Genomic DNA, 24440 nt, shown 5'->3' on the forward strand with positions numbered 1-24440 from the left:
AAATGGCTATTTCAACTTTTGTAGTGCTACAATAGATATTGGACAAAATTAAGAAAAAAGAAAAGAGAGATAGGCAAAAATCTGATAAAATAAAGTTACCACACCAAATTCAAATCAGAAAGGAAGCCTATCTCTCATGAATAGTATAACACAAGATATGAAGTTTCGTCAATCCTTAATGAATTACGCAAAGAAATATGGAGTGAGCCGAGCAAGCAGAAAATACAATAAATCACGTTCATATATATATTTCTGGCTGAAACGCTGGGACGGAAGTGTGGAGTCCCTTGCAGTTAAATCACGCCGACCGCATCATCATCCCAACGAGCATACCAAGGAAGAAATAGATCTTATCAAAAGGTATCACAAACGAAACCCAACGCTTGAGCTTCCCGAACTATGGCATCGTCTCAGAAAACAAGGGTATACACGCTGTCTTGAAAGTCTTTACAGGGTTATGAAAAAACTAGGAATGCTTCCGAAAAAGCCGAAGAAAGCGACGTATAAACCAAAGCCATACGAGCAGATGACATACCCCGGAGAGCGTATTCAGGTGGACGTAAAGGTAGTTCCGAGAAAGTGTATAGCTGACCCAGAGATGAAGCTGTACCAATACACGGCGATCGATGAGTATACCAGGATAAGATTTTTATACGGATATGAGGAGCAAAGCACCTATTCTTCAGCAGACTTTGTAAAAAGGCTGGTGAAATGGTACAAACGCAGAGGAATAACGGTGAAATGTATTCAGACCGACAATGGATTTGAATTTACTAACCGCTTTTCGCCAAGCAAAAGAGACAAGAAAACGCTGTTTGAGAATACGCTCTCACAACTTGGCATTGAACACAAACTCATTCGTCCATATACGCCTAGGCACAATGGCAAAGTAGAGCGCAGTCACCGAGAAGATCACAACAAATTCTATTCGTGCCATAGGTTTTATTCCTGCGACGACTTAAACGTGCAGCTAGCTGCACGTTTAAGTCGAACAAACAACCGTCCTATGCGTCCCCTCAAATGGTTTTCGCCTATCGAATTTCTTAATAATAGTGTCCAATATGATTGACAAACCTACATTATTTTAAATGGCTATTTCAACTTCCGTGTTGATGTTAACAAGCATTTAACAATCAACTTATGTAAAATGAAATAATTTAGAACGCAATATTTGTTCAGCTATACAAAAATCTTGTGCATATGAGAGAAATATGCAGAATATAGTGACTTTTGTTGTTATATGTGTTAAAATAATGTATGCATAGATAAAAAAGTCTATTGCAAAAAATGTGATAAGCCCAATGAAGATGTGAATATTTATTATGCACAATTACCCGTTGTAATAATTGTGTGATATGATGAAGTTAAATTACTCTGCAACAAAACTTGAAGAAAATCACACCTATATTATGAAAAAACGTTTAATATGAAAAATATCGTTAAGAGGATCGCAGCTATGGGTGCTGCTGTTATGATGATGAGTTCTATGGCTATTGGGGCTAGTGCGGCAGATAGTAAAGCATTTAGTCTTCGCAACACGCCGGGAGCACCTTCAAGCGATAACGTGACTTCCAAAACACTTAATTTTAAAACAACACAATCTGGTAAATACACTACATATACCAAATTGACTGCAAGTAAAAATACTACAGTTACGACCAAGTGTTATGTTTGGAAAAACAACACTTGGAATTTGATCACAACATCTACGGGTACACAGAAGACTACAGGCTCGTGGTATCAGATAACAGTTGGCATGAATGCTAAAAACGTTGTTTCTATAACTAAAAATGCTTCAAAAGCAACATCTGCTTCTGGAAGTACTTTTGGTTATTAATATATGCACTTAAAATAACATATGAGCGACATATTGTCTGAAATTTATCAGCCGATAGTCGCTCATAATATTAGTAAAGGTCGTGAAATAATGAAAAAAAATTATGGCGTTGTTATATCTCTGCTTTTTCTTTTCCTTTTTGGTTGTTCATCTCAGGACAACAAATCCAATAACCACAGTACAGATGATGCAAGGCTTGAGCCTGTGGAACAGGCTTATGACGGCTGTAATAAGTTGCTTGGCAGCGATCACGGCAGTTTTAAGCTGCCAGAAAAGATAAGCAAAGTGGACTTTAATAAGGTATATTCTTTGTCCTGCAATACTTTGAAAAATGATGATATGACCAATGCTGAAAAGTTATTCAAGACTTTTTATGGCGACGATTTCGACGAAAGTGCACTTTCAACTGACAATGGCGGAATAGTTTATCAAGCTGGAATAAACACATCTGCATACTTGGGTATGGATATTGCACTTTATTCCGCTGATTATGAGTTTCAAGAAAACAGCAGCGGACAGACTTATGTTGTGGGGCTTGACGAGGGCGGCATTACTTTAGGTGGCAAAGCCATTGATGTGACTGATATCGACAGTGGATTAAACAATTATCTTGCCGATTTTTATAAGGATTTTACGATCAATACCAAAGAGTTTTCGGTGAATGACACTGTGGGCAGAATTGATTTTACGGCAAGTCTTGACTATGAAAATGTGCCTTTTCAGTATTCGCCCTCTGCATACAGTCGGGCAGACAACGAGAATAATATGAGTTATTGGACGTTTTTGCAGGTGACAGGCTCTATTGGGGCGGACGGCAAATTTGATTTTATCAACGCAAATGCGCCACTTAACATACTTGACAAAACAGAGAAAACTGAGATGATACCATTTGACGAGGCGGTGAAAATTCTTGAGACGGAGCTTGCAAAAGGGTCATATTATGAGTTTTCAAATGTTGAGCTTATGTACTGCTGTCTTGCAAATCAGCCTGCATTGGATATGACCGAAGAGGACAATGTTGCTAAGGCTGAACAGTTGGCGGAGGAATACAACAAGACACCCAAGAACTTTGAGCCTATGTGGTGTTTCGAGATAAAAGGCGGCGAGGGTGCAAAGGAATATATCAAGGTGAATGCTCTCAGCGGCGAGGTCTTTATTGATGTTCAGTAGGTCAGAACGAAAGGTGAATAGCATGATCACAAAGCGGATTTTTTGTATTGCTGTGATAGGTGGAATCATCTGTCTTACGGCTTGTGGAAATAGTAATAATAACAGCGAGAATAATTCATCTGCGGTGGTGGTATCAGCTGTGGGAAGCAGAACTGACAGCCTTTTGGACAGCAGAGTGACATTGCAGGCTGAGGCTGTGGCTTACGATAACGGACAGCTCACCTTTGTTTATGACGGCAAGGAATACACGCTTGCAATGGACAGCGAGCTTTTTGAACATGATGAAAAATATGTGAATGGGAAAAGCTTATCCCAAGCAATAATAAACAACGATATCGGCGAGGTCATTTCTGCGGAGATAGTTACGGACGAGGGCATAACAAAAATTTATAGTTGTGATGTTGTAAGTCCTAACGGCGAGAAATACGCTTCGGGAATGTATGAGGACATCAAGGCGGACGTGCCTGCGGAGGAGTATGACTACAAGCTTTGCCACAAGAGCGGCTCTGTCTATGAGCTTAGCAATGCAAATCGGACTATCACGGCTGACTTCAACGATCTTGAGGAGTGGCAGAAAGGAAAATATCCCGAAAGTGCTGATGATGTTATGTTCGGCGGCTATCTTTTTACCGACGGCAAGTTTATTATTGAGGATATCAACTTACTTGTTGCGGTGAATGATGACGGCTCAAAGACGTATGAGCCGCTCACGACCAGTGACTACCCCAGCTTTTTCGGCACAGTACAGACCATAGGCGACAACACGGCCGAAATTAAGCTCACAGACAAAAAGACAGTATGCACAGTGCCTACATATTATTGCGACGGGGAGCTTAGCGAGGGGCTTGAAGTCATGGTGATACTTGACTGCTCCACAGACCTTTTCGATAGCGGAAAGTCGGAGAGTTTTGATTACGCCGTTATCTGCACCGACCCTGCGGAGTATGACCCCTCAGGGCATGAGTTTGGAAATCTCGCCTACGCCAAAGCTGACAGCAATAATCTTGGTAGGTTTACCTACACCGAGATCGGAGATATAGAGAAATGAAACTAAAACTTCTAAACGCAATAAAATGTGACCTGAACAAAAGCATAATAAACATAGGCTTTGCAGGGGCGGTGCTGCTGACGACAGTGCTTGCTTTCACCGCCTCAGCCTATACAGACCTTGCCACCGATAAATCATATTCGGTGTTCGAGTCACTTTTCACTCTCGATAAAAATATCCTCCGCACCGACCCAATGCTGTCCTCAGTGCTGGTTTTCAGAAACGGACTTTCGGGATATATCACAATGTTTTTGCCTATTGTCGTGGCATTCCCATTCATGGTGTCTTTCTGTGCAGAGCGAAATAACGGACTGATGCGTTTCACCATATCTCGCACAGGCAAGCTAAGATATTATCTTTCAAAATTCATATCCGCACTTATCTCAGGCGGATTTGCCGTTATGCTCGGTATAGCTGTTTACGGCATAGCCTGTGCAGTGCTTTTTCAACCACTTTCGGAGTTTGACGTATCAGCCGACCAGCTTCAATACATAATGCAAGACAGCACAGGTAGAACCATAATCAAAATGCTTGCAGTAGCTTTCGCATATGGTGCAGTTTCCACACTGCCTGCGTTTTTCCTAAGCTCTTTCTGCAAAAATCCGTATATCATAACCTGCCTGCCTTTTATGCTCAACTATGTCCTCACAACAATGCTCAATAGGATAATAGACGCAAATCTTTTCAACGATAACTTTGATTTTGATAGAGCGAATGCCTTTTATCCAAGCTCTGTGACGAATTTTCTGTATATACAAAGCTTTGACAGAAGTGCAAAGTGGATAACTGCGGTGAACTGTTCGGGGGCGATCGTTACCCTGCTGGGATTTATTATCGTGATGAATTTGCGCAAGGACAAGGGGGTGTAGGTCAGCTATGATGAAAAATTTCAGCCTTAAACAAAGCTTTTTCTGTGCAAGAGCGGAGTTCATAAAGTGGGTATGCGACGCACGAATGATAATCCTAGGAGTGCTTCTTATCTTCATTTACAGCTTTGCTATCGAGCCTCTTAAATCAAACGCAGAGCTTATGGGCGAACCGCTGAATATCCTTGAGCCTTTTATCGCCATAGCAAATTCAGGTGCGATACTTCTTATCATACCGCTGGTTTTCCTCACACTTATCGCAGATTTTCCGAAGATAGACACCAACACAGTTTTCTACATAATGCGTGTGGGCAGGCTGAACTGGCTGTTCGGACAGCTTTTGAAGCTCATTTTTATGGCTTTATCTTATCTTGCAGTGATATTCTTGGGCGCAGTGCTCCCAATGCTTTCAGACGGTTTTTGGTACAACGGCTGGAGCAACGTGGCGACAAAGTTCGCTTCACGCTTTCCTGAACATTCAGGCAATTTCGGCGTGCAGCTTCTCCCTGAAAATCTCTACAATCAGCTCACAGTATTTTCAGCCGCAGTGCAAAGCTACCTGCTCGTGTTCGCATACCTTATGATAATTGGGCTTATCCTGCTGAGCTTTTCACTTGTGAAACACAAAACTGTGGGCTTTGTCCTCTGCGGAGCGGTGATATCATTAGGCACAGCGTTCTGCTCCATAAAGACCACGCTTATGTGGACAATGCCAATGGCGAACAGCATAATATGGCTGCACTACACAAAATATTTCCGTGAGCCTGTTATGTCAATGAGTTTTTCGGTCAGCTATCTTGCCATATTTATAGCAGTACTGCTGGCGTTCTGCTTTATCGCCATAAGAAAATTCAATTACGACAATGTTGCTGAGATAGCAAGTTAGGAAATTAGGGGGACAAAATGGATATCATCAATGTAAATGACGTATGCCTTACGCTTGGCAAAACGGAGATACTAAAGCATATAAATGTGTCCTTTGAGGAGGGCAGGATACACGGACTTATCGGACGAAACGGCAGCGGAAAGACAATGCTTATGAAGTGCATATGCGGCTTTATCAAACCCACGAGCGGTGAGATTATCGTTGACGGCAAGCAGGTGGGCAAGGACGTTGACTTCCCGAAAGATATGGGTATCATTATCGAAACGCCAGGGTTTATACCTTACTATTCGGGCTACAAGAACTTAAAGCTTCTTGCGGGGCTTAACAACAAGATAGGTAAAGATGAGATAAGAAACAGCATGAGGCAAGTGGGACTTGACCCTGATTTAAAGCGCCACGTTCGCAAATACAGCCTTGGTATGAGGCAGAGGTTAGGTCTGGCACAAGCTATCATGGAAAACCCGAAGATACTTATTCTCGACGAGCCGTTCAATGGTCTTGACAAAGATGGCGTAAAGGAAATGCGTGAGTATCTGCTCAGCTATAAAGAGCAGGGTAAGACTATCCTTATTTGCTCACACTCGGCGGAGGATATTTCTGTGCTGTGCGACACGGTACATGAAATGGATAAGGGTGTTATTGAGGGGGTAAGGTGACATATACTGAATAAGTATGGATTCGTACAAACAGATATCAGGAGCCGATATTGATAGGTTAAAATTAGGACTATTCTAAATAGGATAAGCTGCCACAGATTTTCTGTAGCAGCTTATTTTTGTTTATGCTATTCCTTCTTGCGAAGATATCCGTCATCATCATATTTCTTAGCTATATGCTGTGCAGCTTGCCAATCGCCCCATTTGTCTACAGTCTTATCCCAAATTGTCATATATTACAACATGTTTTCTGAAAAAGTTTACATTTATCAACATGGAAGTTGAAATAGCCTTTTAAATCACGCACTATTGCCATTTTAAATTCACAAAAAAGGCAGCAAGCTAACCTACTGCCTAAAATCATTTAATTGATGCCTATCACTGTTAGTAGAAAAAGTATCATCATCACAGCCGATATGCTGCTAAGAATAAGTCCAAATATCACACAGCAAACTGCGTTCAAGTCAAAAACTTCATTTCTTTTGCCGTCATATCTGAGCCTACAGACCTTATCGGGTATGTATATCTTTGAGCGCATTACTACCTCACATGGGAATACGTTTGGATACTCACTATCATTAACCTTGTAAAACGCTGTATCAAACTTCTTGCCCTCTGCCCTGCCGAAACGCACAAACTTTCCTTTCACGCTTTTCGTTCCAGTAAGTTTTACAGCAGAGTATACAAAGAAACCAAAAATAACCAGCAGCAGGACGACAAGAAAAACAATGAACATTATAGGAACTATAACAAAGTCTGCGCCAAGACACATGGCAAGCACAAGAACAACTGTGGCTATGATAACAAATTCCATGACTGTACCCTACAAAAGACTTCTGTAATAGTCGCTAAGACGCTTAGCGTTAGCTTTTAATAGCTCGTCAGCCTTGTTTTTAACGCTTTCATCTGCAAAAACACCACACTTTGAAAGTTCAGAAGCCTGCTTGGCAAGGTCTATCGCCTTTTGAAGATCCGTGGCACTGTCAGAGCCTGAATACTCCATAGCCTCCATAAGGCAAGCTTTCGCCTTAAGCGCACATATCTCATCTGAAAATTCGTCATCAGCGTCATACTCTATAACAGCCTTATAGTTCTTGTTTATAAATTCTTTCCGTATACTGATATAGCCCTCTGCGTCAGGGGCGTTTTTGGAGTCGTTTTCATCAGGCAGAAGGGCATTAGGCTCTATCTCCAACACCTTGCAGAGGTATTCAAGGGTCTTTACCGACGGCGTTGCTGAGCCACTCTCTATCTGACTAAGCATATTGCGGGTTATAAAATCACCTACTACCTCGCTTTGAGTCATTTTCTTTGCAAGCCTTGCCTCTTTTATCCTCTTGCCGAGAGTATTTTTCTCCATTATATCGCCTCACTTTATTTACTGTAAATTTCATTTACTTATATGATAGCAGATAGTAAAACAGATTTCAAGTGTTTAACGAAAAATTTACAATTTTTTTTGTGCTAAGCCATATCCAAAAAATAATTTTAATTATTATCGAAAATCTATTGACAAATAAGATAAATGAGTATATAATAAGCGTAAATAATATTTACATTGGAGGTGTAAGCTATATGAATGAATGGTGGGACGGTTTGTCGCTTTTACTTAAAGTGCTGTATTGTATAGCGTTTCCGTCAACGCTTATACTGCTTGTGCAGACTTTGCTTTCTATGTTCGGTTTTCATGATGGTGGAAGCGGTCACGATTTCAGCGACACGTCAGGTCTTGATCTTGATGTTGATGCCAACATCAGCGCTCACGGAGATGTGGATATTGGTCACTGTACACATGATATCGGCTGCGACCACAACGTAGACGGCGGAAACCCTGCGGATTTTGCTTCTATGAGAATGTTCACGCTTCAGACCATAGTTGCTTTTTTCACTGTGTTTAGCTGGTCATCTATCGTTCTTGTAAGCTCAGGTGTTTATCCAGCACTGTCTACAGTTATCGGCTTTGTTCTGGGTCTGGCGACCATGCTTCTTGTGGCAAAGATAGTTCAACTTTCTGCAAGACTTGCTGAAAACGGTACGGCTGATTATAAAAATGCTATAGGAGAAACTGCTACTGTTTATATCCCCTGCCCACCTAAAGACCATGGGCTTGGTAAAGTGAATGTTATGATAAACGGACAGTTAAGAGAAGTCACTGCAATAAACAATGGTGATGAGCTTATAAAGACAGGAACTCAGGTTCGTATTATCGATTTGCAAGGAGATACTGTCGTAATAGAAAAATAAAAGAATTGATAGAACAAAGGGGTGCTAAATATAACGATTCTGTGAAATGACCCGTCTTGAGGTTATTATAATATTATTTGTGTGGGAGGAAAAATTATGGAACCAGTAATCATCATCTGCGTGATAGTCGTTGTGCTTTTTGCGGCAATTATGGCAATACTGTCACGCTACAGAAAATGTCCGTCTGATAAGGTGCTTGTTATCTATGGTAAAGTAGGAACAGACAAGAATGGTCAAGCAAGAAGCGCAAGATGTATCCACGGCGGTGCGGCATTTATCGTGCCAATAATCCAATCTTATGAGTATATGGATCTTACTCCTATATCCATAAATGTGGATCTAAAAAACGCTCTTTCAAGGCAGAACATCAGAATTGATGTTCCATCAAGATTTACTGTTGGTATCTCAACAGAACCAGGCGTTATGCAAAACGCTGCTGAGCGTCTTCTCGGCTTGAAGCTCATGGAAATTCAGGAGCTTGCAAAGGATATCATATTCGGTCAGTTGAGACTTATTATCGCAACAATGGATATTGAGGAAATAAACTCGGACAGAGATAAATTTCTGCTTGCGGTATCAAACAATGTTGAGATAGAGCTTAAAAAGATAGGTCTTAAGCTTATCAACGTAAACGTAACGGATATTACAGATGAGTCTGGATATCTGGAAGCTCTCGGTAAAGAAGCTACTGCAAAGGCTATCAATGACGCTAAGAAGTCAGTTGCCGAAAAACACAGAGACGGTGAGATCGGTCAGGCAAACGCTCAGAAAGACCAGCGTATCCAAGTTGCTGCTGCAAACGCTTCTGCTATTGACGGTGAGAACCAAGCCAAGATAGAGGTTGCACAGTCAGAAGCCCTCAGACGTGAGCGTGAAGCGGAAGCTCTCAGACAGGCTACAGCCGCTGAAGCTGTTCAGGCAGCAAAGGCAAAGCAGGAAGCTTACATAGCTCAGCAATCCGCCGAGCAGACGAGAGCCGAACTTGAAAAGGCTACACAGACCGCCGATGTTATCGTAAAGGCTCAGATCTCAAAGCAGCAGGCCGAGATCGAAGCTGAAGCACAGGCTGAGGTAGTAAGACGTAAAGCAAAGGGTGAGGCCGATGCTATCTTTGCAAAAATGGAAGCTGAAGCAAAGGGTAATCAGGAAATACTCACAAAGCAGGCAGAGGGTATGAGAAAGCTTGTTGAAGCAGCTGGCGGAGACGCTAATGCAGCCGTCAAACTTATAGTTGCTGACAAGCTTGAAGAGCTTATCTCTATTCAGGTAGAAGCTATCAAGAACATTAAGATAGACAAGATAACCGTGTGGGATACAGGCGCAGGTGCAGACGGAAAAGGCTCGACAGCAAACTTTCTAAGCGGACTTATGCAGTCAGTTCCTCCGCTGAACGATCTGTTCAAGCAAGCAGGAATGTCACTCCCTGATTTTCTTGGCGAGGACATACAGGAAGCTTTGAAAAAGTCACAGGAAGAAGCAGTAAAGAGAGCAGCCGAGGCTGATAATGCAGAAACTCTCGACCCAAAAGATGTTGAGGTAATAGAGTCTAACAAATAAATAATTGTCACATAAAAACGCTGAGTGAAATTGTTTTTCACTCAGCGTTTTTTTATTTTCCAAATAGTAAAAATCAATAAGGCTCTGTAACCACCGCACAACCCTCTTTTAAAGACTTCTGCACGTCGATGAAGCGTTGATTTCGACTGCCCATGAATTTCAACTCAAGGCTTCGTTGCGACAGAATAAATGGTCCGTCAACAAGATAATCAAGCTGACTAAGAAGCTCCATATAGCCATTTTCAGCGTTAGCGTTTGCGATTAGATATTCATAAGTATAGCCCGTGAATGATATCACATTCAGTGGAAAGCCATGGAACGCTTTTATCCTTCCTGCAAGTTCTGCTAACGGTTTGCACTGACAGAAAGGCTCACCGCCACTGAACGTCACACCGTCAAGAAGCGGGTCTTTTATTATCTCATTATAAAGCTGGTCTGTGTCAACGACAATGCCACCGTTAAAATCATGTGTCTGCGGATTGTGACAACCCTCACAGCCGTGTGGACAGCCCTGCGTAAAAATAGTGAACCTAAAACCCGGTCCGTCTACGATAGATTCACCGACAGTGCCTGCTATCCTAAGTTCCATGGCTAATTGTCACCCTCACAGCAGGCTTTTGCACGAGGTATCCTCTCATGTATCACCTTGCTGTGTTCAGCCTCAGAACGTCCACACTTCGGGCATTTGTCACCTATTATTCCAGTATATCCGCAAACAGGATCACGGTCAACAGGGTGGTTTATTGAGCCGTAGCCTATGCCAACTTCTTTCATATATCTTACGACTTTCTCGAATGCAGAAAGATTGTTCAGCGGATCGCCGTCAAGCTCGATATAGCTTATATGACCTGCATTTGTAAGAGCATGGTAAGGAGCTTCTATTTTAAGTTTCTCAAACGCTGTTATCGGATAGTAAACAGGTACATGGAAAGAATTAGTATAATATTCTCTGTCCGTAACTCCTGCTATCTCGCCATAACGTTCTCTATCCATTTTAACAAATCTGCCAGAAAGTCCCTCAGCAGGCGTTGCAAGCAACGAGAAGTTAAGACCAGTACGCTTTGTTTCCTCGTCCATTCTTGCTCTCATACGTGAGATTATCTCCAAGCCAAGCTCTCTTGCTTCTTCACTTTCACCATGGTGCTTGCCAGTAAGCACTTTAAGACACTCAGCAAGACCGATAAAGCCCACGGAAAGCGTGCCATGCTTTAACACTTCTTCAAGCGTATCGTCAGCCGTAAGCTTCTCTGAATCGAGCCATATGCCCTGACCCATGAGGAACGGATAATTTCTCACACGCTTTGAACACTGTATCTTAAATCTGTGCATAAGCTGGTCGATACAAAGATCCATAAGCTCATCAAGGCTGTCAAAGAAAGCACCGATATTACGCTGTGCTTTTATGCCAAGTCTAGGGAGATTAATGGTAGTAAAAGAGAGATTTCCCCTGCCTGTCACTATCTCACGAGTAGGGTCATATGCGTTACCGATAACTCTTGTGCGGCAACCCATGTAGGCTATCTCAGTGTCAGGATTGCCCTCTTTGTAATACTGTAGATTGAAAGGAGCGTCGATAAATGAAAAATTCGGGAAAAGACGCTTCGCTGATACACGGCAAGCAAGCTTGAAAAGGTCATAGTTCGGGTCATCAGGATCAAAGTTCACGCCCTCTTTTATCTTGAAAATATGTATAGGGAAAATAGGCGTTTCACCATTGCCAAGTCCTGCTTCCTCTGCAAGAAGAATATTCTTTATAACAAGTCTGCCCTCGATAGAAGTATCAGTACCATAATTTATGGAGCTGAAAGGCGTTTGAGCGCCTGCACGGGAGTTCATGGTATTAAGATTATGGATAAGCGCTTCCATTGCCTGATATGTGGCTCTGTCAGTTTCTTTCAAAGAGTTTTTATATGCAAAACTCTGTATCTTCTTCACTATAGGTGCGTCGACAAAATTCACAAGAAACTGTGCTTCAGCCTCTTGATAGCCGTTATCATTGGCGAGAGTGATCTTTAAACCCTGCTCATCAAGCATTTCAGTTATTTTCTTTGCAATGCTCTGAGCATCAGAAACTTCACCAAGGAGAGCAAGACCCCTGCCGATATTGTCACGATAGCGGTGTCTGAATGTCTTTCTTACGCCCTCAGCCATATCATAATCGAACTTCGGAAGAGATTGACCACCATGCTGGTCGTTCTGATTGGATTGTATCGCAATGCAGGCAAGCGCCGCATAGCTTTGTATATCATTAGGTGTACGCAAAAAGCCATGACCTGTAGAAAAACCCTTATCAAAAAGCTTTGTAAGGTCTATCTGGGTGCAAGTGGTAGTCAGTGTATAAAAATCAAGATCATGAATGTGGATATCCCCTTCCTGATGAGCCTTTGAATGCTCAGGAGCAAGAACATACATCTCATTGAACTCCTTTGCTCCCACAGATCCGTATTTAAGCATTGTACCCATTGCGGTATCGCCGTCTATATTAGCATTCTCACGCTTCAAATCGTTATCTTTCGCTGATTGGAAAGTAAGATCCTCATAAACTTTCATAAGACGGGTATTCATTTCTCTTGCACGAGTTCTGTTTGAGCGGTAGAGTATATAACTTTTTGCAGTATCAGCCATGCCCTCCTCAATAAGAACACGCTCAACGCAATCCTGAATCTCTTCAACAGTAGGCATATCAAGGTGTTTTTCCATAAGCTTATCAACAACTTTACCCGAAAGCTCCAAAGCTTCCTCATAGTTATCCTTGCCCACAGACTGAGCCGCCTTGTATATAGCGCCAGCTATTTTCTCAATATTGAAAGTTACAGTACGTCCGTCACGCTTTTTTATCTTGATTATCACAATACCGCCTCCGATTTTCCCAATTTATCCTTATATTTTTTTATATTCTCACAACTCGCACCGCAAATCACAACATATTGTATAAAAAGCAGCGCTTAATACAAGTATATAGTATAAGTGACGCAAAGTCAAGGCGTTATACAACAAAATGTGACTTTGTTATTTGTATTAAATGCACAAAGCCACATTTTCGTCAGATATTGATTTTAGGTGTCAAGTAAAATGCTTTTAGCTGTAATGTAGTCGAACTTTACGATGTATAATACAAAATAGTTTAGTTCTTGATGCTGTAAAGTGAGCTAACTTGTCATCTCATGCGTCTTCGAATGTTGTTCCATGCCTCTTAAATGTCGTAAATAGGCGAATTCAGCAAGTACGTAAAGCACTTTAACTTGTCGAATTTTTAAATTTTGCACTATGCCGCTGAACTGCTCTCAGCACTCTCGTAAGTGTAATCGTGAGTAACTACAGAGCTGCCTGTTTCATTTTCAAGTACCTCTTCGAGAGTAGTATTCATCATGTAGGCACAGAAAGATATCAGCATTACAAAAAAACTCACTATCAACACAATATCCAATCTATAACCATTTTTCTTCTTTTTGTTATCGTTCATAAGATCTTCTCCAAAATATGATTTTAATACCATTATACTATATCCATCTGCCTTTTTCAAGCCAAAATGACAAAATCGCAGATATTTTTATACCATACACACTGCCATGTGATAGATGCACAAAAGACAATTTCTTTTATTGTTTAATTTTTGTTTTTACCCCTTGCAAAAAAGCCGCATATAGTGTATAATAAATATTATATTGCTTGACGTTCACTAGGCGACAAGCGCTTGTATTAACTAAGATACAGGCAATTTGATTTAACAGAAATGAGGCTTTTATATGTGCGGTTTTGTTGGATTTACAAATAAAATCAATGACGCTTCCATAGTTCTTGGAAAAATGATGGATAGAATAAAACATAGAGGTCCTGACTCTGACGGAAAATATGTTGACGAGCAGATCGCAATGGGTTTCCGCCGACTCTCGATCATCGACCTTTCAGATCAAGGTAGCCAGCCTATCTTCAATGAAGATAAGTCGTTGGTACTTACATTCAACGGTGAGATATACAACTACAAGGATCTCCGTGAGGAGCTTGTAGCGTCTGGTCACAAGTTCTATACACAGACCGACTCAGAGGTGCTTATCCACGGTTATGAGCAGTGGGGCGAGGATATGCTCGACAAGCTGAGAGGTATGTTTGCATTCGTTATATTCAACAAGAATACAAATGAGGTTTTCGGTGCAAGAGATTTCTTTGGTATCAAGCCTCTTTACTACGCAAAAATGGGCGAAACACTTATGTGGGGTTCTGAGATAAAGAGTTTTCTTGACCACCCTCATTTCAAGAAGGAGCTTAACACTGACGTTCTTGAAACTTATCTCACATTCCAGTATTCTCCTACAACAGAAACTTTCTTCAAAAATGTTTACAAGCTCCCTGCCGCTCACTGCTTTACATACAAGAACGGCGAGATGAACGTAAGAAGATATTGGGAAGTTAAATTTCACGCTGACAATGGTCCTGCTCTTGAAGATTGGGTGAATAGGATATCTGACACTTTCAAGAACTCTGTTGAGGTACACAAGTTCGCTGACGTTGAGGTAGGTTCTTTCCTTTCAAGCGGTGTTGACTCAAGCTATGTTGCCGCTGTTGCCAACGTTGACAAGACCTTTACTGTAGGCTTTGGCGAGGACGAAAAGTACAACGAGATAGGCTATGCTAAGGAATTTTCAAAGTATATCAATAAGGAGAACTTCTCCAAGGTCATTTCTCCTGAGGAATACTGGAACAGCCTTTCAAAGATACAGTATCACATGGACGAACCTCTCGCAGACCCTGCGGCTGTGGCTCTGTTCTTCGTATGTCAAATAGCTTCTGAAAAGGTCAAGGCAGTGCTTTCAGGCGAGGGTGCAGACGAGATATTCGGCGGATACAACATCTATCACAACCCTGCTGATATGGCAAGCTACTTCAAGATTCCAAGACCTATCAGAAAGGCTGTTGGTGCAGTTGCTGAGAAACTGCCTCACAAGCACGGCATAAACTATCTTATAAGAGGCTCTAAGGACCTTGATGAGAGATTTATTGGTAACGCATACATCTTCTCTGAGAAAGAGCGTAAGGACATTCTGAGCATAAAAACAAACGCTCCTGACGCTATGGCTATCACAAAGCCGTTCTATGACAAGGTAAGAGATCAGGATCAGGTAACGCAGATGCAGTACATTGACCTGCACCTTTGGATGACAGGTGATATTCTTCTTAAGGCGGATAAAATGAGCATGGCTCACTCTCTAGAGCTTCGTGTACCGTTCCTTGACAGAAAGGTAATGGAGCTTGCAGAGCAGATACCTGTAAAGGACAGAGTTACTGAAACTGAAACGAAGTATGCAATGCGTCTTGCTGCACTTCAGGCTTGCCCTCCACAGACAGCTAAGAAAAAGAAGCTCGGCTTCCCTGTTCCTATCAGGGTATGGCTCAAAGAAGATAAGTATTATAATATAGTAAAGGATAAGTTTACTTCTCCTCAGTCGGCACAATTCTTCCACACAGATAAGCTTGTACAACTTCTTGACGATCACCGTGCAGGCAAATATGACTATTCAAGAAAGATTTGGACAGTGTTCTCATTCCTTGTTTGGTATGATGTTTATTTCAGCGACAACGTATAATTACACAAGTAGTAAAAGCGGTTACCTCCAGCGGGTTACCGCTTTTACTGTAAATTTTTTTATATAACTATCTTTTAGAAATACTTTTTTCTTTATGTAGTAGCATCAACATATATATATTAGTGTACAGCTAATAAAATATGGTACGGTCAATGTAAAATCATTGAAGATTAAAAGTAAAAAAGCAAAAATATTGTGTCTTAGCTATTGTAAATTTTAAAATAATATGTTATAATAAATCTTAAATAAATGAGAGGAACAGGGGGGATCATATGACAATGGCTACACTCAAAATAGTTTTTTGGGCTTTAGCTTTCGTGTTCTTTGTTGTATGCGAGGTCGCAACAGGAACGGCACTTGTGTCTATATGGCTTGCTATAGCAGCACTTATTGCGATGTTTTGTGCCATAGCTAAGCTTTCTTTCCTTACACAGTGCATCGTATTCGTCGTAAGCTCGATCATACTTCTTTTGCTTACAAGACCTGTGGTCAAGAAGCTCCAGAACAAGCCAGTTGCAACAAATTACGAGCTTGATGTGGGAAAAACTGCAATAGTTATTGAGCCTATAGATAACTCTGTGAACAAAGGCAGGGTCACTCTTGAGGGCACAGATTGGGCAGCAAGAACTGAGGACGGCTCAAAGATCTCAGAAGGCACACCAGTTAAGGTCGTGCGTATTGACGGTGCAAAGCTGATAGTTTCAGAAGAAAAGTAACAGCTTACATAAACTTATTTTTAGGTGGCATATAATGGAACCTGGAATTTATATCGTACTTGCTATCATCGTATTGCTTATAATCATTGTTATCAGCAACATCAAGATAGTACCGCAGGCATATGTATTTGTAGTTGAAAGACTTGGAGCTTTTCATGCGGCATGGGGAACGGGACTTCACGTAAAAGTACCTTTTATCGACCGAGTTGCAAAAAGAGTATCTATCAAAGAGCAGGTAGTTGACTTCAAGCCACAGTCAGTTATCACAAAGGATAACGTAACAATGCAGATAGACACTGTTGTGTTCTTCCAGATAACAAACGCAATGCAGTTCACATACGGCGTTGAGAGACCTATCTCGGCTATTGAAAATCTGACGGCAACAACACTCAGAAACATTGTTGGTGACCTTGATCTTGAGGCTACGCTCACTTCCCGTGACATCATCAACACGAGGATCACAGCAATTCTTGATGAAGCCACAGATAGGTGGGGCATCAAGGTACAGAGAGTTGAGCTTAAGAATATTCTTCCGCCAAGAGAAATTCAGGACGCAATGGAAAAGCAGATGAAAGCTGACCGTGAAAGACGTGAAAAGGTCATTCAGGCAGAGGCTGAGAAGAAATCTCAGGTGCTTGTTGCAGAGGGTGAGAAAGAATCTAAGATACTCAGAGCACAGGCAGACAAGGAGTCACAGATACTTGCAGCCGAAGCTGAGAAGCAGTCTATGATACTTCGTGCAGACGCTGTCAAGGAGCAGAAGATACTTGAGGCAGAAGGTGAAGCGCAGGCTATCGACATGGTACAGAAAGCTATCGCCGAGAGTATCGTTAAGCTGAATGCTGCTAACCCTAATGAGCAGGTCATCCAGCTCAAGAGTCTTGAAGCATTTGCTAAAGCAGCAGACGGCAAGGCTACAAAGATCATTATACCAAGTGAGATACAGGGTATTGCAGGTCTTGCAACAGGACTTAAAGAAGTCATGACAGATGTTAAGAAGCCACAGTAAAACGCATATAGTTAATCCCCTCCAAGGCAAATGCTTTGGAGGGGATATTTTTTTTCATTTTCAAATAATAATTCAAAAGTTAGGCTTTCAGGTTACATCATTTACCTGTAAAAGCCGTAAATACAACTCGTACAAAGGCAGAAGAAGTTCTCCTACATCCATAGGACTAACAAACGCATGAACAGGGTATTCGCCTTTTAACAGTTTCATTAACTCATGTATATTTTTTAGTTTATATCGTATTTAGTTATAGTATCCTTATAAGCCATATACTGATATTCTCCTCTCAATTTAAACGCGTGACTTTCACTTCAGACAATTTAACGGTATCCGAAATTGCTTCAGAAACACCACCGGGAATTCAAAAAGAATTTGCTCCAGATTCATTGGTCTGAAATTACCAATTGTATAGAAACGACGCAGGAATACTTGCGTCCTTCAAGGAGTTTCTGTGCAAGATAACGGAAAATTGGCAAGTTAGACGTACACAAAGCCGTTAGGCGGTAGTTGTGCGGTGTCGCCCTAAAGATCTGAATTACAAATTGATTACCAAGGTCTTAAACTTTGAATTCGTTTAACAAAAGTTCCGTCGTCAGGTGAAAACACAAATCTGAATCCGTTGAAATCATTTACAATTAATTCACCATCAATATAATTAATCATTACATACGGCGAAATAAACTTATATTCCGGACATACCCTTTCTTTATTCTGAATTCGCCAGATAATATTTCCTTCCATATCAACAGCATATACGTTGTCGATTTCATCAGATTTTACAGACGCATCCAGTTCATTTAATTGTACAATTATCCTATCATCAAATAAAACAAAAGAATAAATGTTATGTTCAAAATAAATGGCAGAGTTATTAAAATATAGATTATTCTGATTAATTTCTACTATAAAATCTTTATCTAAGTCTGATCTTTGAAAAGGCTTATTATTTTTTTCAATAATGTTACCCGCCATATCAACAGCATATAAATCTCCGATTTCTAGCTGTACAATTATCTTTTGTTTTAAAATTATTACAGACTTAACATTATAATCAAAGCAAACATCATAACTATTTATATGAATCCATTTTTCAGATATTATCATTCTTAATACCATACTATATTCCTCATCATGATAGCGATCTTTAATTATAAAATTCCTCTATTCTTATTGGAACTATTACCAATCTCGCCCACTTTCATCTCTTCCCACTATATGCCCGTCATTAAGATCAAAAATGTATCTTCCGCCCCACCAATCATTTAACTGAAGCAGATTAGTTTCTTTCCTGACATACATACCAACATATGAGGTTAATTTTTTATTTTCATATTCCCTTGATAAGTATTTTCTGCTTTGAACACGCCAACCTATTGTTCCGTCAAAGTTTACCGAATAGACGTTATCACATTCATTTTTTATGCAACTATCCAGTAAGATCAATATTTGAGATTTTAAAATTAAAACTTGTTCAATTTTGTACGGAAAAGTTACTTTATTAGAATTAATGTAAAGAGTTTTTCCATTCGTTTCAACTATCGGTAACATAAAATCTTCTCCTTTTATAGTGGTCTGAAATTGCCAAATGAATTAAAATATTGACCCATTAAATCAAATTGTAATCCCCCTCCCAAACCCCATTCTGGAACTTCATTTGCTATACCAAAACGTACCTCTGTACCAGCCGGTAGTTCTACATCACAAATATGTGTTGGCTCATATGGTAATGCAAACTTATCTTTAATTTGCTTTGAAGACAATCCTTGAATCTCTTCATAGTTCATTACCCACTGGCCCTTTGCACTTGTTATGTTTTCAGTATACACTCTAACAAACGTGGTATCTTCAGTTAATTCGATAGTTGTTACATTAGTTCCCGGCTTATAAGAGGGATTTGTATATCCATTTTGTTTTAAAATTTCATTTACGTTTTCAGCTGAATTAAAATCAATTACATCAGAGCATGCCCAAGAAGGAATATCATCATATTTTGACATCAAAACAAAAAATTCATCACTCTGCTTTGAAGCAGTTTTTATGAACGATTCAGCTGCATAATCGTCAAGATTCTTAACCGCCCTTACAAGATCATCGCCGCCCCAAATGTTGCGACCGCCAGTATGGTTTGTTTTGCTATGTATGTCCTGATCTACAAAATGATCATATTAGTCAGGTGTATTTTAAATCATTATAAATAAGGTTCACCTGTCTTTTAGTAAAATCCCCCCTTAATTGATCTTGAAAATCATCTATCTCAAAAAAAGGAATACCGGTATAATCACTATTTTCAAACAGATCAGATTTAATTGTGTCATAAAAAAGCTTTTTATCCTCGGTTTTACATTTGACCGAAATTCCCCAAAAACCCTGACAACCCTCACAAGCAATCATAAACGCACGCTCATCATTTTTGCTTTTGTAAAAAATAAATTTCTCATCACCTTTAAAATAATGATTTGGAAAAGACTTGCGTTTTTCTTTTCTGTCAAAAACAAAACCCATGGTTTTACAAAGTGCATTCGTTATCGGTTCAACAAATTTCTCCGCAACTGCAAAAGAATAAGCAGACATATCTTCATATGGCTCTAAATAATCATTCATAAGTGCTATCCTTTCTATTATTTCCAATACACATTAACAACTATTCCGGGGTATGCTCTATTGAATTGTTTAATAACGCTTCGGCAGCTTGAGCAAGGTTCAAGTTCAGTAAATATATTTATAGCTCCAGTGAAGAAACTTTAGCCCAAGTAACTGTTCCAGCACCAAGCTTTCAAGTTAAGAAGAAACATACCCCGAAGCAAAGCGATAAGTATTTAGGTGTTATCGTCATCCGAATAAGATTTTTCTATTGTATTTAAAAAATATAAAATTTTCCGCCTTTACATTTACAAGCTTGAGGTAAAACTGATTTTAAATTTTCTATTCTTTCACTCATATATTTAAGATCTATTCCCGATAAATTCTCAGTAGCCCAAGCCCCTAATGCATTTAATTCTGACATAATAATATTTAAATCGCCCACATCAAAATCGCATCCATCTTTAAACAGTTTAACTTTGGATTCACATATTGCCTTAACCCAATAACGTTGATAGAAAACCTCAGATGATATATTTTCACTGAAAATAAGTTCAGTGTTTTTATCATTAATATCTCCACTATATCGATATAAACCAACAGACACTACTATCAACCTCCATAGACAGCTGAAAAATTATAATCTGGATAAAGAATTCTAAGTTGTTCCAGACAATCCTCAACGGCTATTCTCAATTCAGGTGTATCTGCATTAATTCTAAATACGTAACTCCTGACATCTTTTAACTCACTAGATAAAAAACTATATTCTTCACCATCAATATAAACGCTAAATTCATTCTGAGAAAGTGCCTTTATTCTATTCTCACCTTTTTTTAAGATTTGCTTATTTGCCCATTGAGTTTCAGTTTGTGGAACATCTGGATTTTCTATATATAATCCTCTCGCATTTTTATCTTCGTATATCACTTTCGTAGCAAAATCTATCTCATCAATTTCTGTATTAATAATGCCATGAATTTCAACCTCGTTAAAATTTATTCCACCTTTTTTATTGACAAGACTAATCAAATCATCTGTAAATCTATCACAATTTTCAAATAACTTGAAGAACTCTCTGTCTTGCTTAGAAGCAATCCCCATAAACCTTTCTAATGCCGCATCATCAAGCTTCGCCAAAGCCCCGACGAGATTATTCCCGCCCTTAACAGCAACTTTAACGCCATCATCACCATAGTCTCTTATCAAAGTTGCAACAGCGTCTTTATCCAAAATCTTATTTATCGCAACAATTGCTTCATCATCATACTTAGAAAGAATAGCAACAATATCAGAAGCTTGACCAGATTTGAATATTGAGTCAAGCAACTCAGGAGATATCTTTTTGGAAACCTCATATCCGCATACCTTTGCAACCTCTTCTTTAGCGTATTGCTTTAAGAGATATCTCTGATAAAGTTCGCTTGACGCAATAACCTTATTATTTAACTCCCATACTGCTCCTGAAATACTTCCAATCAGTCTTTGAACAAAGGGGATTTTCATGAATACTTTTGCAATAGGTTCAGCTAATTCCCCCAGGGCAACAAAAATAAAATCTTCTATACATCTGCTTTTTGTTCTTGCCGCCAGTTCTGCAGCAGCTAATGCATCACCGTTCATTGCTTTATTATATAACTTAAGACTGTCATTCCAGTATGTTACCGCAGAAATCGCAAGTGAAGCTGTTAAGACAAACATAACTACAGAGCCGACAATATTTCCTGTTGCAAGCATTGCCGCTCCTGCTGAAAGTGCTTGAAATGCAAAAAAGAATTCAAGTATTTCACACAAATTTGCACCTATCATATCAGCGGTGACATAATCTGTGTTTACCGCACCGTTCAGACCGTTTGTAAGTTTAAATGCGAAACTGTTTTCAGAATCGTCTATTATTATATATCCGGTTCCTGTCCAATTTCCAAAAGTAATATTTTTTTCTGGAACAATAACGGTTTGTCCGTTGTTCACAGCTGAAAGTACTTCTGATTTATCACTTTCATATATGTCCAAGCTATCAATTTCATCTTTGTTTGCAGCAGAAATATATTTTATTTCTATACCTTGACTTGAAGCAAAGGAAAAAATCTTTGCTGTTGATAAACTTCCAATACCAACTAATTCATCCAACACCAGACTCTCCAGATAAGAAGAAACATATCCCGAAGCAAAGCGATAAGCGTATTCGTCGTCGGCGTTATTCCTGTAGCTTACCGTGGAGGCATAGTTCCCCAGAATATCAGCGCTGAACGAACCTTTTTTCTCGATATCCTTAGAAAATGCGGAAACAGTAACGCAAGGCTCGTAGCTGAATACGCCGTAGCTCAGATATCTTTCGGCATAGATACGGTTAGCCCCTGCCAGTACCTTATTCTCGATGTCAAGCTGCGTGAAATACGTCGTTCCGATAAGGCTGAGGAAGTTGCCTATATACTTATCGTTGTAGACGTTGCTTTCGTTTACCTTTGCCTGCTCTTCGTCGGTGAGCGGCATTTTTCCATACGCCGTCAAGAGCGACTGCGCAGAAATATTTTGATTATCCGTAGATATACAGTTTACGGAACCTACAAGAATTTCCTTGGTATCCTCGAATGTTTCGTTTGATGAAACAGAAGCAATGTTGAGATACTGCGTTTTGCCGATCGACGTTAAAGCACCGTTCCACTCGTAAATAATCTTGTTGTCAATGTAAAGAGCAGGCGAAATAGTATCGGCGTATTGTGCCCAATAGTCATTTTTCAGATTATAGATACTGCTTGGAGTTCCGTCTCCGAAAATGCTGTAAAACTCTTTGTTGGGAACATATCCGACCGTTATAGTCGAAATGTATGCCTTGGGTCCCGATATCACCTGCTGATAACCGTTATTAATACCGATTTTGAGCAGATCGGTGTCGACAATCTTGGAGTCGTAAATATTTTTAACTTGTTCTTTAATTGTACCACAAATATACGGCAATTTCAAGGGAATTTTTGATATAATCTTCTGAACGATCATCTTGCCGGTAACATTAACCGATATTTCTTCAGAAGACTGATCGTCAAACTTGCTTAAATACAAATAAAAGTCGGAAGAATCCTTGAAATCGGAAATATCAACATCAATATTCTGTTTTTCAATCTCGTCCGAAATACTCTCTACCTGCTTGTATTTCTTGAAGCTGATATCGAGTTCGTATTCCTTGCCGTCGATCTATCTCGCAGTATCCGACGCACTCAAAGCCGCCCGCTTTTTCAAGTTCCGAACGGAATCCGCCTATTCCTGCAAAGATATTAAAAGATTTTATCAGTACGAATCATCTCCTTCCCGATTTTTCCAATAAAAAACAGTCAAGCTTTTTTTCAAAACTTGACCGTCACATTGATATATTCATTTCTTCATCTTCTGTTGGCTCACTATCTTCACTTACGATATGGAAATCGTCCACGCCTGGGATCACTCCGAGCGTTCTGCCGTTATCAAAGACGCAATGCACAGTGCCGATATCATCCATATGTTCGATATTTTTTGTTGTGTAGGGTTTGACTTCCTTTTTGGTGAAAACTGGCGAAAAGCATCTACGGTTTTACACCTGAGATTTTTACCCTCAAAACGCAAAAAAAGCTCGTAAATACGAGCTTTTCGAGGTGTGCATCTATTTTATTGCACAAGTATGGCAGGGGCAGAAGGATTCGAACCCTCGGCACGCGGTTTTGGAGACCGCTGCTCTACCAACTGAGCTATACCCCTAGATAAAAAAATGTGGTGGACCATCAGGGACTCGAACCCCGGACCCACCGGTTATGAGCCGGTTGCTCTAACCAACTGAGCTAATGGTCCACATAGAGCAAAAAAATAGCAAGCTTTTTGAGAAGCTTGCATAACGACCTCACGCAAGCGAGAGGAAATATTGGTGACCCGTGGGAGAATCGAACTCCCGATGCCGGCGTGAGAGGCCGGAGTCTTAACCGCTTGACCAACGGGCCATATAATGCTGACCTGCAGCATATAAAGAAAAACCGCAGCGAGCAAAAATATATCTGCCCGTTACGGGAAATTTGGTGCACCATCGGGGACTCGAACCCAGGACCCACTGATTAAGAGTCAGTTGCTCTACCATCTGAGCTAATGGTGCATAGGTGTCGGCAGCACCCTATCTTACCGGGACGTTACCATCCAAGTATTTTCGGCGAAGAAGAGCTTAACTACTGTGTTCGGCATGGGAACAGGTGTGACCTCAACTCAAACGCCACCGACTAAGTGAAGAGGAACGAATCCTCAAAATTGAATAATGAAAAAGCTGTTGGTTA

General features: G+C 40.2%; 24 protein-coding genes, 4 tRNA genes, 1 rRNA gene and 1 pseudogene. 12 read left to right on the top strand and 18 right to left on the bottom strand.

Features of this window, described 5'->3' with window-relative positions; genetic code table 11:
• Positions 1 to 136: 136 nt before the first annotated feature.
• The 7 genes from RBI_RS07165 to RBI_RS07195 all read left to right on the top strand — a co-directional run bounded on the left by RBI_RS07165 (position 137) and on the right by RBI_RS07195 (position 6463).
• Positions 137 to 1069, top strand: a complete 933-nt coding sequence (locus RBI_RS07165; RefSeq protein ID WP_038671142.1) for an IS481 family transposase — start codon at positions 137 to 139, stop codon at positions 1067 to 1069.
• A gap of 387 nt (positions 1070 to 1456) precedes the next feature.
• Positions 1457 to 1837, top strand: coding sequence for a hypothetical protein (locus RBI_RS07170; protein ID WP_038672002.1), 381 nt, complete (start codon positions 1457 to 1459; stop codon positions 1835 to 1837).
• A gap of 90 nt (positions 1838 to 1927) precedes the next feature.
• The gene (locus RBI_RS07175; RefSeq protein ID WP_038672004.1) at positions 1928 to 3007 is read left to right on the top strand and encodes a hypothetical protein; all 1080 of its coding nucleotides are present in this window, start codon (positions 1928 to 1930) and stop codon (positions 3005 to 3007) included.
• 52 nt (positions 3008 to 3059) lie between these two features.
• Entirely contained in the window at positions 3060 to 4055 is a 996-nt protein-coding gene (locus RBI_RS07180) for a hypothetical protein (RefSeq protein ID WP_148303584.1), read from the top strand.
• The gene (locus RBI_RS07185; RefSeq protein WP_038672008.1) at positions 4052 to 4924 is read left to right on the top strand and encodes an ABC transporter permease; all 873 of its coding nucleotides are present in this window, start codon (positions 4052 to 4054) and stop codon (positions 4922 to 4924) included. Before RBI_RS07180 ends, RBI_RS07185 begins: the two co-directional genes overlap by 4 nt.
• A gap of 7 nt (positions 4925 to 4931) precedes the next feature.
• Positions 4932 to 5807, top strand: a complete 876-nt coding sequence (locus RBI_RS07190; protein ID WP_038672009.1) for a hypothetical protein — start codon at positions 4932 to 4934, stop codon at positions 5805 to 5807.
• 17 nt (positions 5808 to 5824) lie between these two features.
• Entirely contained in the window at positions 5825 to 6463 is a 639-nt protein-coding gene (locus RBI_RS07195; RefSeq protein WP_038672012.1) for an ABC transporter ATP-binding protein, read from the top strand.
• 364 nt (positions 6464 to 6827) lie between these two features.
• Here RBI_RS07195 and RBI_RS07200 read toward each other — a convergent pair whose 3' ends face one another.
• Both RBI_RS07200 and RBI_RS07205 read right to left on the bottom strand, forming a co-directional pair.
• On the bottom strand, positions 6828 to 7277 hold the full coding sequence (locus RBI_RS07200) for a hypothetical protein (protein WP_038672013.1): 450 nt from the start codon (positions 7275 to 7277) through the stop codon (positions 6828 to 6830).
• Positions 7278 to 7286: 9 nt separating this feature from the next.
• Positions 7287 to 7823 (bottom strand): helix-turn-helix domain-containing protein, encoded by a 537-nt coding sequence (locus tag RBI_RS07205; RefSeq protein ID WP_038672016.1) that lies wholly within the window; start codon positions 7821 to 7823, stop codon positions 7287 to 7289.
• Between the two features lie 215 nt (positions 7824 to 8038).
• Between RBI_RS07205 and RBI_RS07210 the strand changes: the two genes are divergently transcribed.
• Both RBI_RS07210 and RBI_RS07215 read left to right on the top strand, forming a co-directional pair.
• The gene (locus RBI_RS07210) at positions 8039 to 8707 is read left to right on the top strand and encodes an NfeD family protein (protein ID WP_038672017.1); all 669 of its coding nucleotides are present in this window, start codon (positions 8039 to 8041) and stop codon (positions 8705 to 8707) included.
• A 96-nt stretch (positions 8708 to 8803) separates the two neighbouring features.
• Complete coding sequence (locus RBI_RS07215) at positions 8804 to 10264, top strand: flotillin family protein (protein ID WP_038672019.1); 1461 nt, start codon at positions 8804 to 8806, stop codon at positions 10262 to 10264.
• Positions 10265 to 10337: 73 nt separating this feature from the next.
• Here the strand turns inward: RBI_RS07215 and nrdG are convergent, their stop codons facing one another.
• From nrdG to RBI_RS07230, 3 genes are all read right to left on the bottom strand, one after another.
• Positions 10338 to 10853, bottom strand: a complete 516-nt coding sequence (gene nrdG / locus RBI_RS07220; protein WP_038672021.1) for an anaerobic ribonucleoside-triphosphate reductase activating protein — start codon at positions 10851 to 10853, stop codon at positions 10338 to 10340.
• A gap of 2 nt (positions 10854 to 10855) precedes the next feature.
• Positions 10856 to 13114 (bottom strand): anaerobic ribonucleoside triphosphate reductase, encoded by a 2259-nt coding sequence (locus RBI_RS07225; protein WP_038672023.1) that lies wholly within the window; start codon positions 13112 to 13114, stop codon positions 10856 to 10858.
• Between the two features lie 415 nt (positions 13115 to 13529).
• Entirely contained in the window at positions 13530 to 13727 is a 198-nt protein-coding gene (locus RBI_RS07230; protein WP_022287342.1) for a hypothetical protein, read from the bottom strand.
• A gap of 283 nt (positions 13728 to 14010) precedes the next feature.
• Here RBI_RS07230 and asnB point away from each other — a divergent pair, with 283 nt between their 5' ends.
• The 3 genes from asnB (at position 14011) to RBI_RS07245 (ending at position 17571) form a co-directional block, all read left to right on the top strand.
• Entirely contained in the window at positions 14011 to 15846 is a 1836-nt protein-coding gene (gene asnB, locus RBI_RS07235) for an asparagine synthase (glutamine-hydrolyzing) (RefSeq protein WP_038672025.1), read from the top strand.
• 272 nt (positions 15847 to 16118) lie between these two features.
• Complete coding sequence (locus RBI_RS07240; RefSeq protein ID WP_022287344.1) at positions 16119 to 16562, top strand: NfeD family protein; 444 nt, start codon at positions 16119 to 16121, stop codon at positions 16560 to 16562.
• A gap of 34 nt (positions 16563 to 16596) precedes the next feature.
• Complete coding sequence (locus tag RBI_RS07245; protein WP_022287345.1) at positions 16597 to 17571, top strand: SPFH domain-containing protein; 975 nt, start codon at positions 16597 to 16599, stop codon at positions 17569 to 17571.
• Between the two features lie 546 nt (positions 17572 to 18117).
• Here RBI_RS07245 and RBI_RS07250 read toward each other — a convergent pair.
• The 13 genes and pseudogenes from RBI_RS07250 to rrf all read right to left on the bottom strand — a co-directional run bounded on the left by RBI_RS07250 (position 18118) and on the right by rrf (position 24387).
• Positions 18118 to 18687, bottom strand: coding sequence for a hypothetical protein (locus tag RBI_RS07250; protein ID WP_038672027.1), 570 nt, complete (start codon positions 18685 to 18687; stop codon positions 18118 to 18120).
• A gap of 63 nt (positions 18688 to 18750) precedes the next feature.
• The gene (locus RBI_RS07255; RefSeq protein ID WP_038672030.1) at positions 18751 to 19119 is read right to left on the bottom strand and encodes a hypothetical protein; all 369 of its coding nucleotides are present in this window, start codon (positions 19117 to 19119) and stop codon (positions 18751 to 18753) included.
• A gap of 14 nt (positions 19120 to 19133) precedes the next feature.
• Entirely contained in the window at positions 19134 to 19568 is a 435-nt protein-coding gene (locus RBI_RS07260) for a hypothetical protein (RefSeq protein WP_038672032.1), read from the bottom strand.
• A gap of 172 nt (positions 19569 to 19740) precedes the next feature.
• A complete protein-coding gene (locus RBI_RS07265; protein WP_038672033.1) occupies positions 19741 to 20172 on the bottom strand; it encodes a hypothetical protein in 432 nt (143 codons plus the stop codon).
• A gap of 17 nt (positions 20173 to 20189) precedes the next feature.
• Complete coding sequence (locus RBI_RS15580; RefSeq protein ID WP_081856037.1) at positions 20190 to 20294, bottom strand: deaminase domain-containing protein; 105 nt, start codon at positions 20292 to 20294, stop codon at positions 20190 to 20192.
• A gap of 134 nt (positions 20295 to 20428) precedes the next feature.
• Positions 20429 to 20758 (bottom strand): hypothetical protein, encoded by a 330-nt coding sequence (locus RBI_RS07270; protein ID WP_051706603.1) that lies wholly within the window; start codon positions 20756 to 20758, stop codon positions 20429 to 20431.
• Positions 20759 to 20763: 5 nt separating this feature from the next.
• Positions 20764 to 23211 carry a hypothetical protein gene (locus RBI_RS07275; protein WP_038672035.1) on the bottom strand — a complete coding sequence of 816 codons (2448 nt, stop codon included), beginning with the start codon at positions 23209 to 23211 and terminating at the stop codon, positions 20764 to 20766.
• A gap of 295 nt (positions 23212 to 23506) precedes the next feature.
• Positions 23507 to 23665 (bottom strand): annotated as a pseudogene (locus RBI_RS14600) (DUF4314 domain-containing protein); the annotation flags it as partial.
• Between the two features lie 139 nt (positions 23666 to 23804).
• A tRNA-Trp gene (locus RBI_RS07280) sits at positions 23805 to 23880 on the bottom strand.
• Between the two features lie 13 nt (positions 23881 to 23893).
• A tRNA-Ile gene (locus RBI_RS07285) sits at positions 23894 to 23970 on the bottom strand.
• A gap of 71 nt (positions 23971 to 24041) precedes the next feature.
• Positions 24042 to 24116 (bottom strand) — tRNA-Glu (locus RBI_RS07290).
• Between the two features lie 73 nt (positions 24117 to 24189).
• A tRNA-Lys gene (locus RBI_RS07295) sits at positions 24190 to 24265 on the bottom strand.
• A gap of 5 nt (positions 24266 to 24270) precedes the next feature.
• Positions 24271 to 24387: ribosomal RNA gene (gene rrf / locus RBI_RS07300) — 5S ribosomal RNA — on the bottom strand.
• Positions 24388 to 24440: the final 53 nt, after the last annotated feature.

The organism is Ruminococcus bicirculans (ex Wegman et al. 2014), from assembly GCF_000723465.1.
GTDB classification, from domain to species: Bacteria; Bacillota; Clostridia; order Oscillospirales; family Ruminococcaceae; genus Hominimerdicola; species Hominimerdicola aceti.

Coding starts and splice junctions, on each gene's coding strand:
- RBI_RS07165 (WP_038671142.1), top strand. CDS start 137: ATGAATAGTATAACACAAGATATGAAGTTTCGTCAATCCTTAATGAAT.
- RBI_RS07170 (WP_038672002.1), top strand. CDS start 1,457: ATGGGTGCTGCTGTTATGATGATGAGTTCTATGGCTATTGGGGCTAGT.
- RBI_RS07175 (WP_038672004.1), top strand. CDS start 1,928: ATGAAAAAAAATTATGGCGTTGTTATATCTCTGCTTTTTCTTTTCCTT.
- RBI_RS07185 (WP_038672008.1), top strand. CDS start 4,052: ATGAAACTAAAACTTCTAAACGCAATAAAATGTGACCTGAACAAAAGC.
- RBI_RS07190 (WP_038672009.1), top strand. CDS start 4,932: ATGATGAAAAATTTCAGCCTTAAACAAAGCTTTTTCTGTGCAAGAGCG.
- RBI_RS07195 (WP_038672012.1), top strand. CDS start 5,825: ATGGATATCATCAATGTAAATGACGTATGCCTTACGCTTGGCAAAACG.
- RBI_RS07200 (WP_038672013.1), bottom strand. CDS start 7,277: ATGGAATTTGTTATCATAGCCACAGTTGTTCTTGTGCTTGCCATGTGT.
- RBI_RS07205 (WP_038672016.1), bottom strand. CDS start 7,823: ATGGAGAAAAATACTCTCGGCAAGAGGATAAAAGAGGCAAGGCTTGCA.
- RBI_RS07210 (WP_038672017.1), top strand. CDS start 8,039: ATGAATGAATGGTGGGACGGTTTGTCGCTTTTACTTAAAGTGCTGTAT.
- RBI_RS07215 (WP_038672019.1), top strand. CDS start 8,804: ATGGAACCAGTAATCATCATCTGCGTGATAGTCGTTGTGCTTTTTGCG.
- nrdG (WP_038672021.1), bottom strand. CDS start 10,853: ATGGAACTTAGGATAGCAGGCACTGTCGGTGAATCTATCGTAGACGGA.
- RBI_RS07230 (WP_022287342.1), bottom strand. CDS start 13,727: ATGAACGATAACAAAAAGAAGAAAAATGGTTATAGATTGGATATTGTG.
- asnB (WP_038672025.1), top strand. CDS start 14,011: ATGTGCGGTTTTGTTGGATTTACAAATAAAATCAATGACGCTTCCATA.
- RBI_RS07240 (WP_022287344.1), top strand. CDS start 16,119: ATGACAATGGCTACACTCAAAATAGTTTTTTGGGCTTTAGCTTTCGTG.
- RBI_RS07245 (WP_022287345.1), top strand. CDS start 16,597: ATGGAACCTGGAATTTATATCGTACTTGCTATCATCGTATTGCTTATA.
- RBI_RS07250 (WP_038672027.1), bottom strand. CDS start 18,687: ATGGTATTAAGAATGATAATATCTGAAAAATGGATTCATATAAATAGT.
- RBI_RS07255 (WP_038672030.1), bottom strand. CDS start 19,119: ATGTTACCGATAGTTGAAACGAATGGAAAAACTCTTTACATTAATTCT.
- RBI_RS07260 (WP_038672032.1), bottom strand. CDS start 19,568: ATGTCAAAATATGATGATATTCCTTCTTGGGCATGCTCTGATGTAATT.
- RBI_RS07265 (WP_038672033.1), bottom strand. CDS start 20,172: ATGAATGATTATTTAGAGCCATATGAAGATATGTCTGCTTATTCTTTT.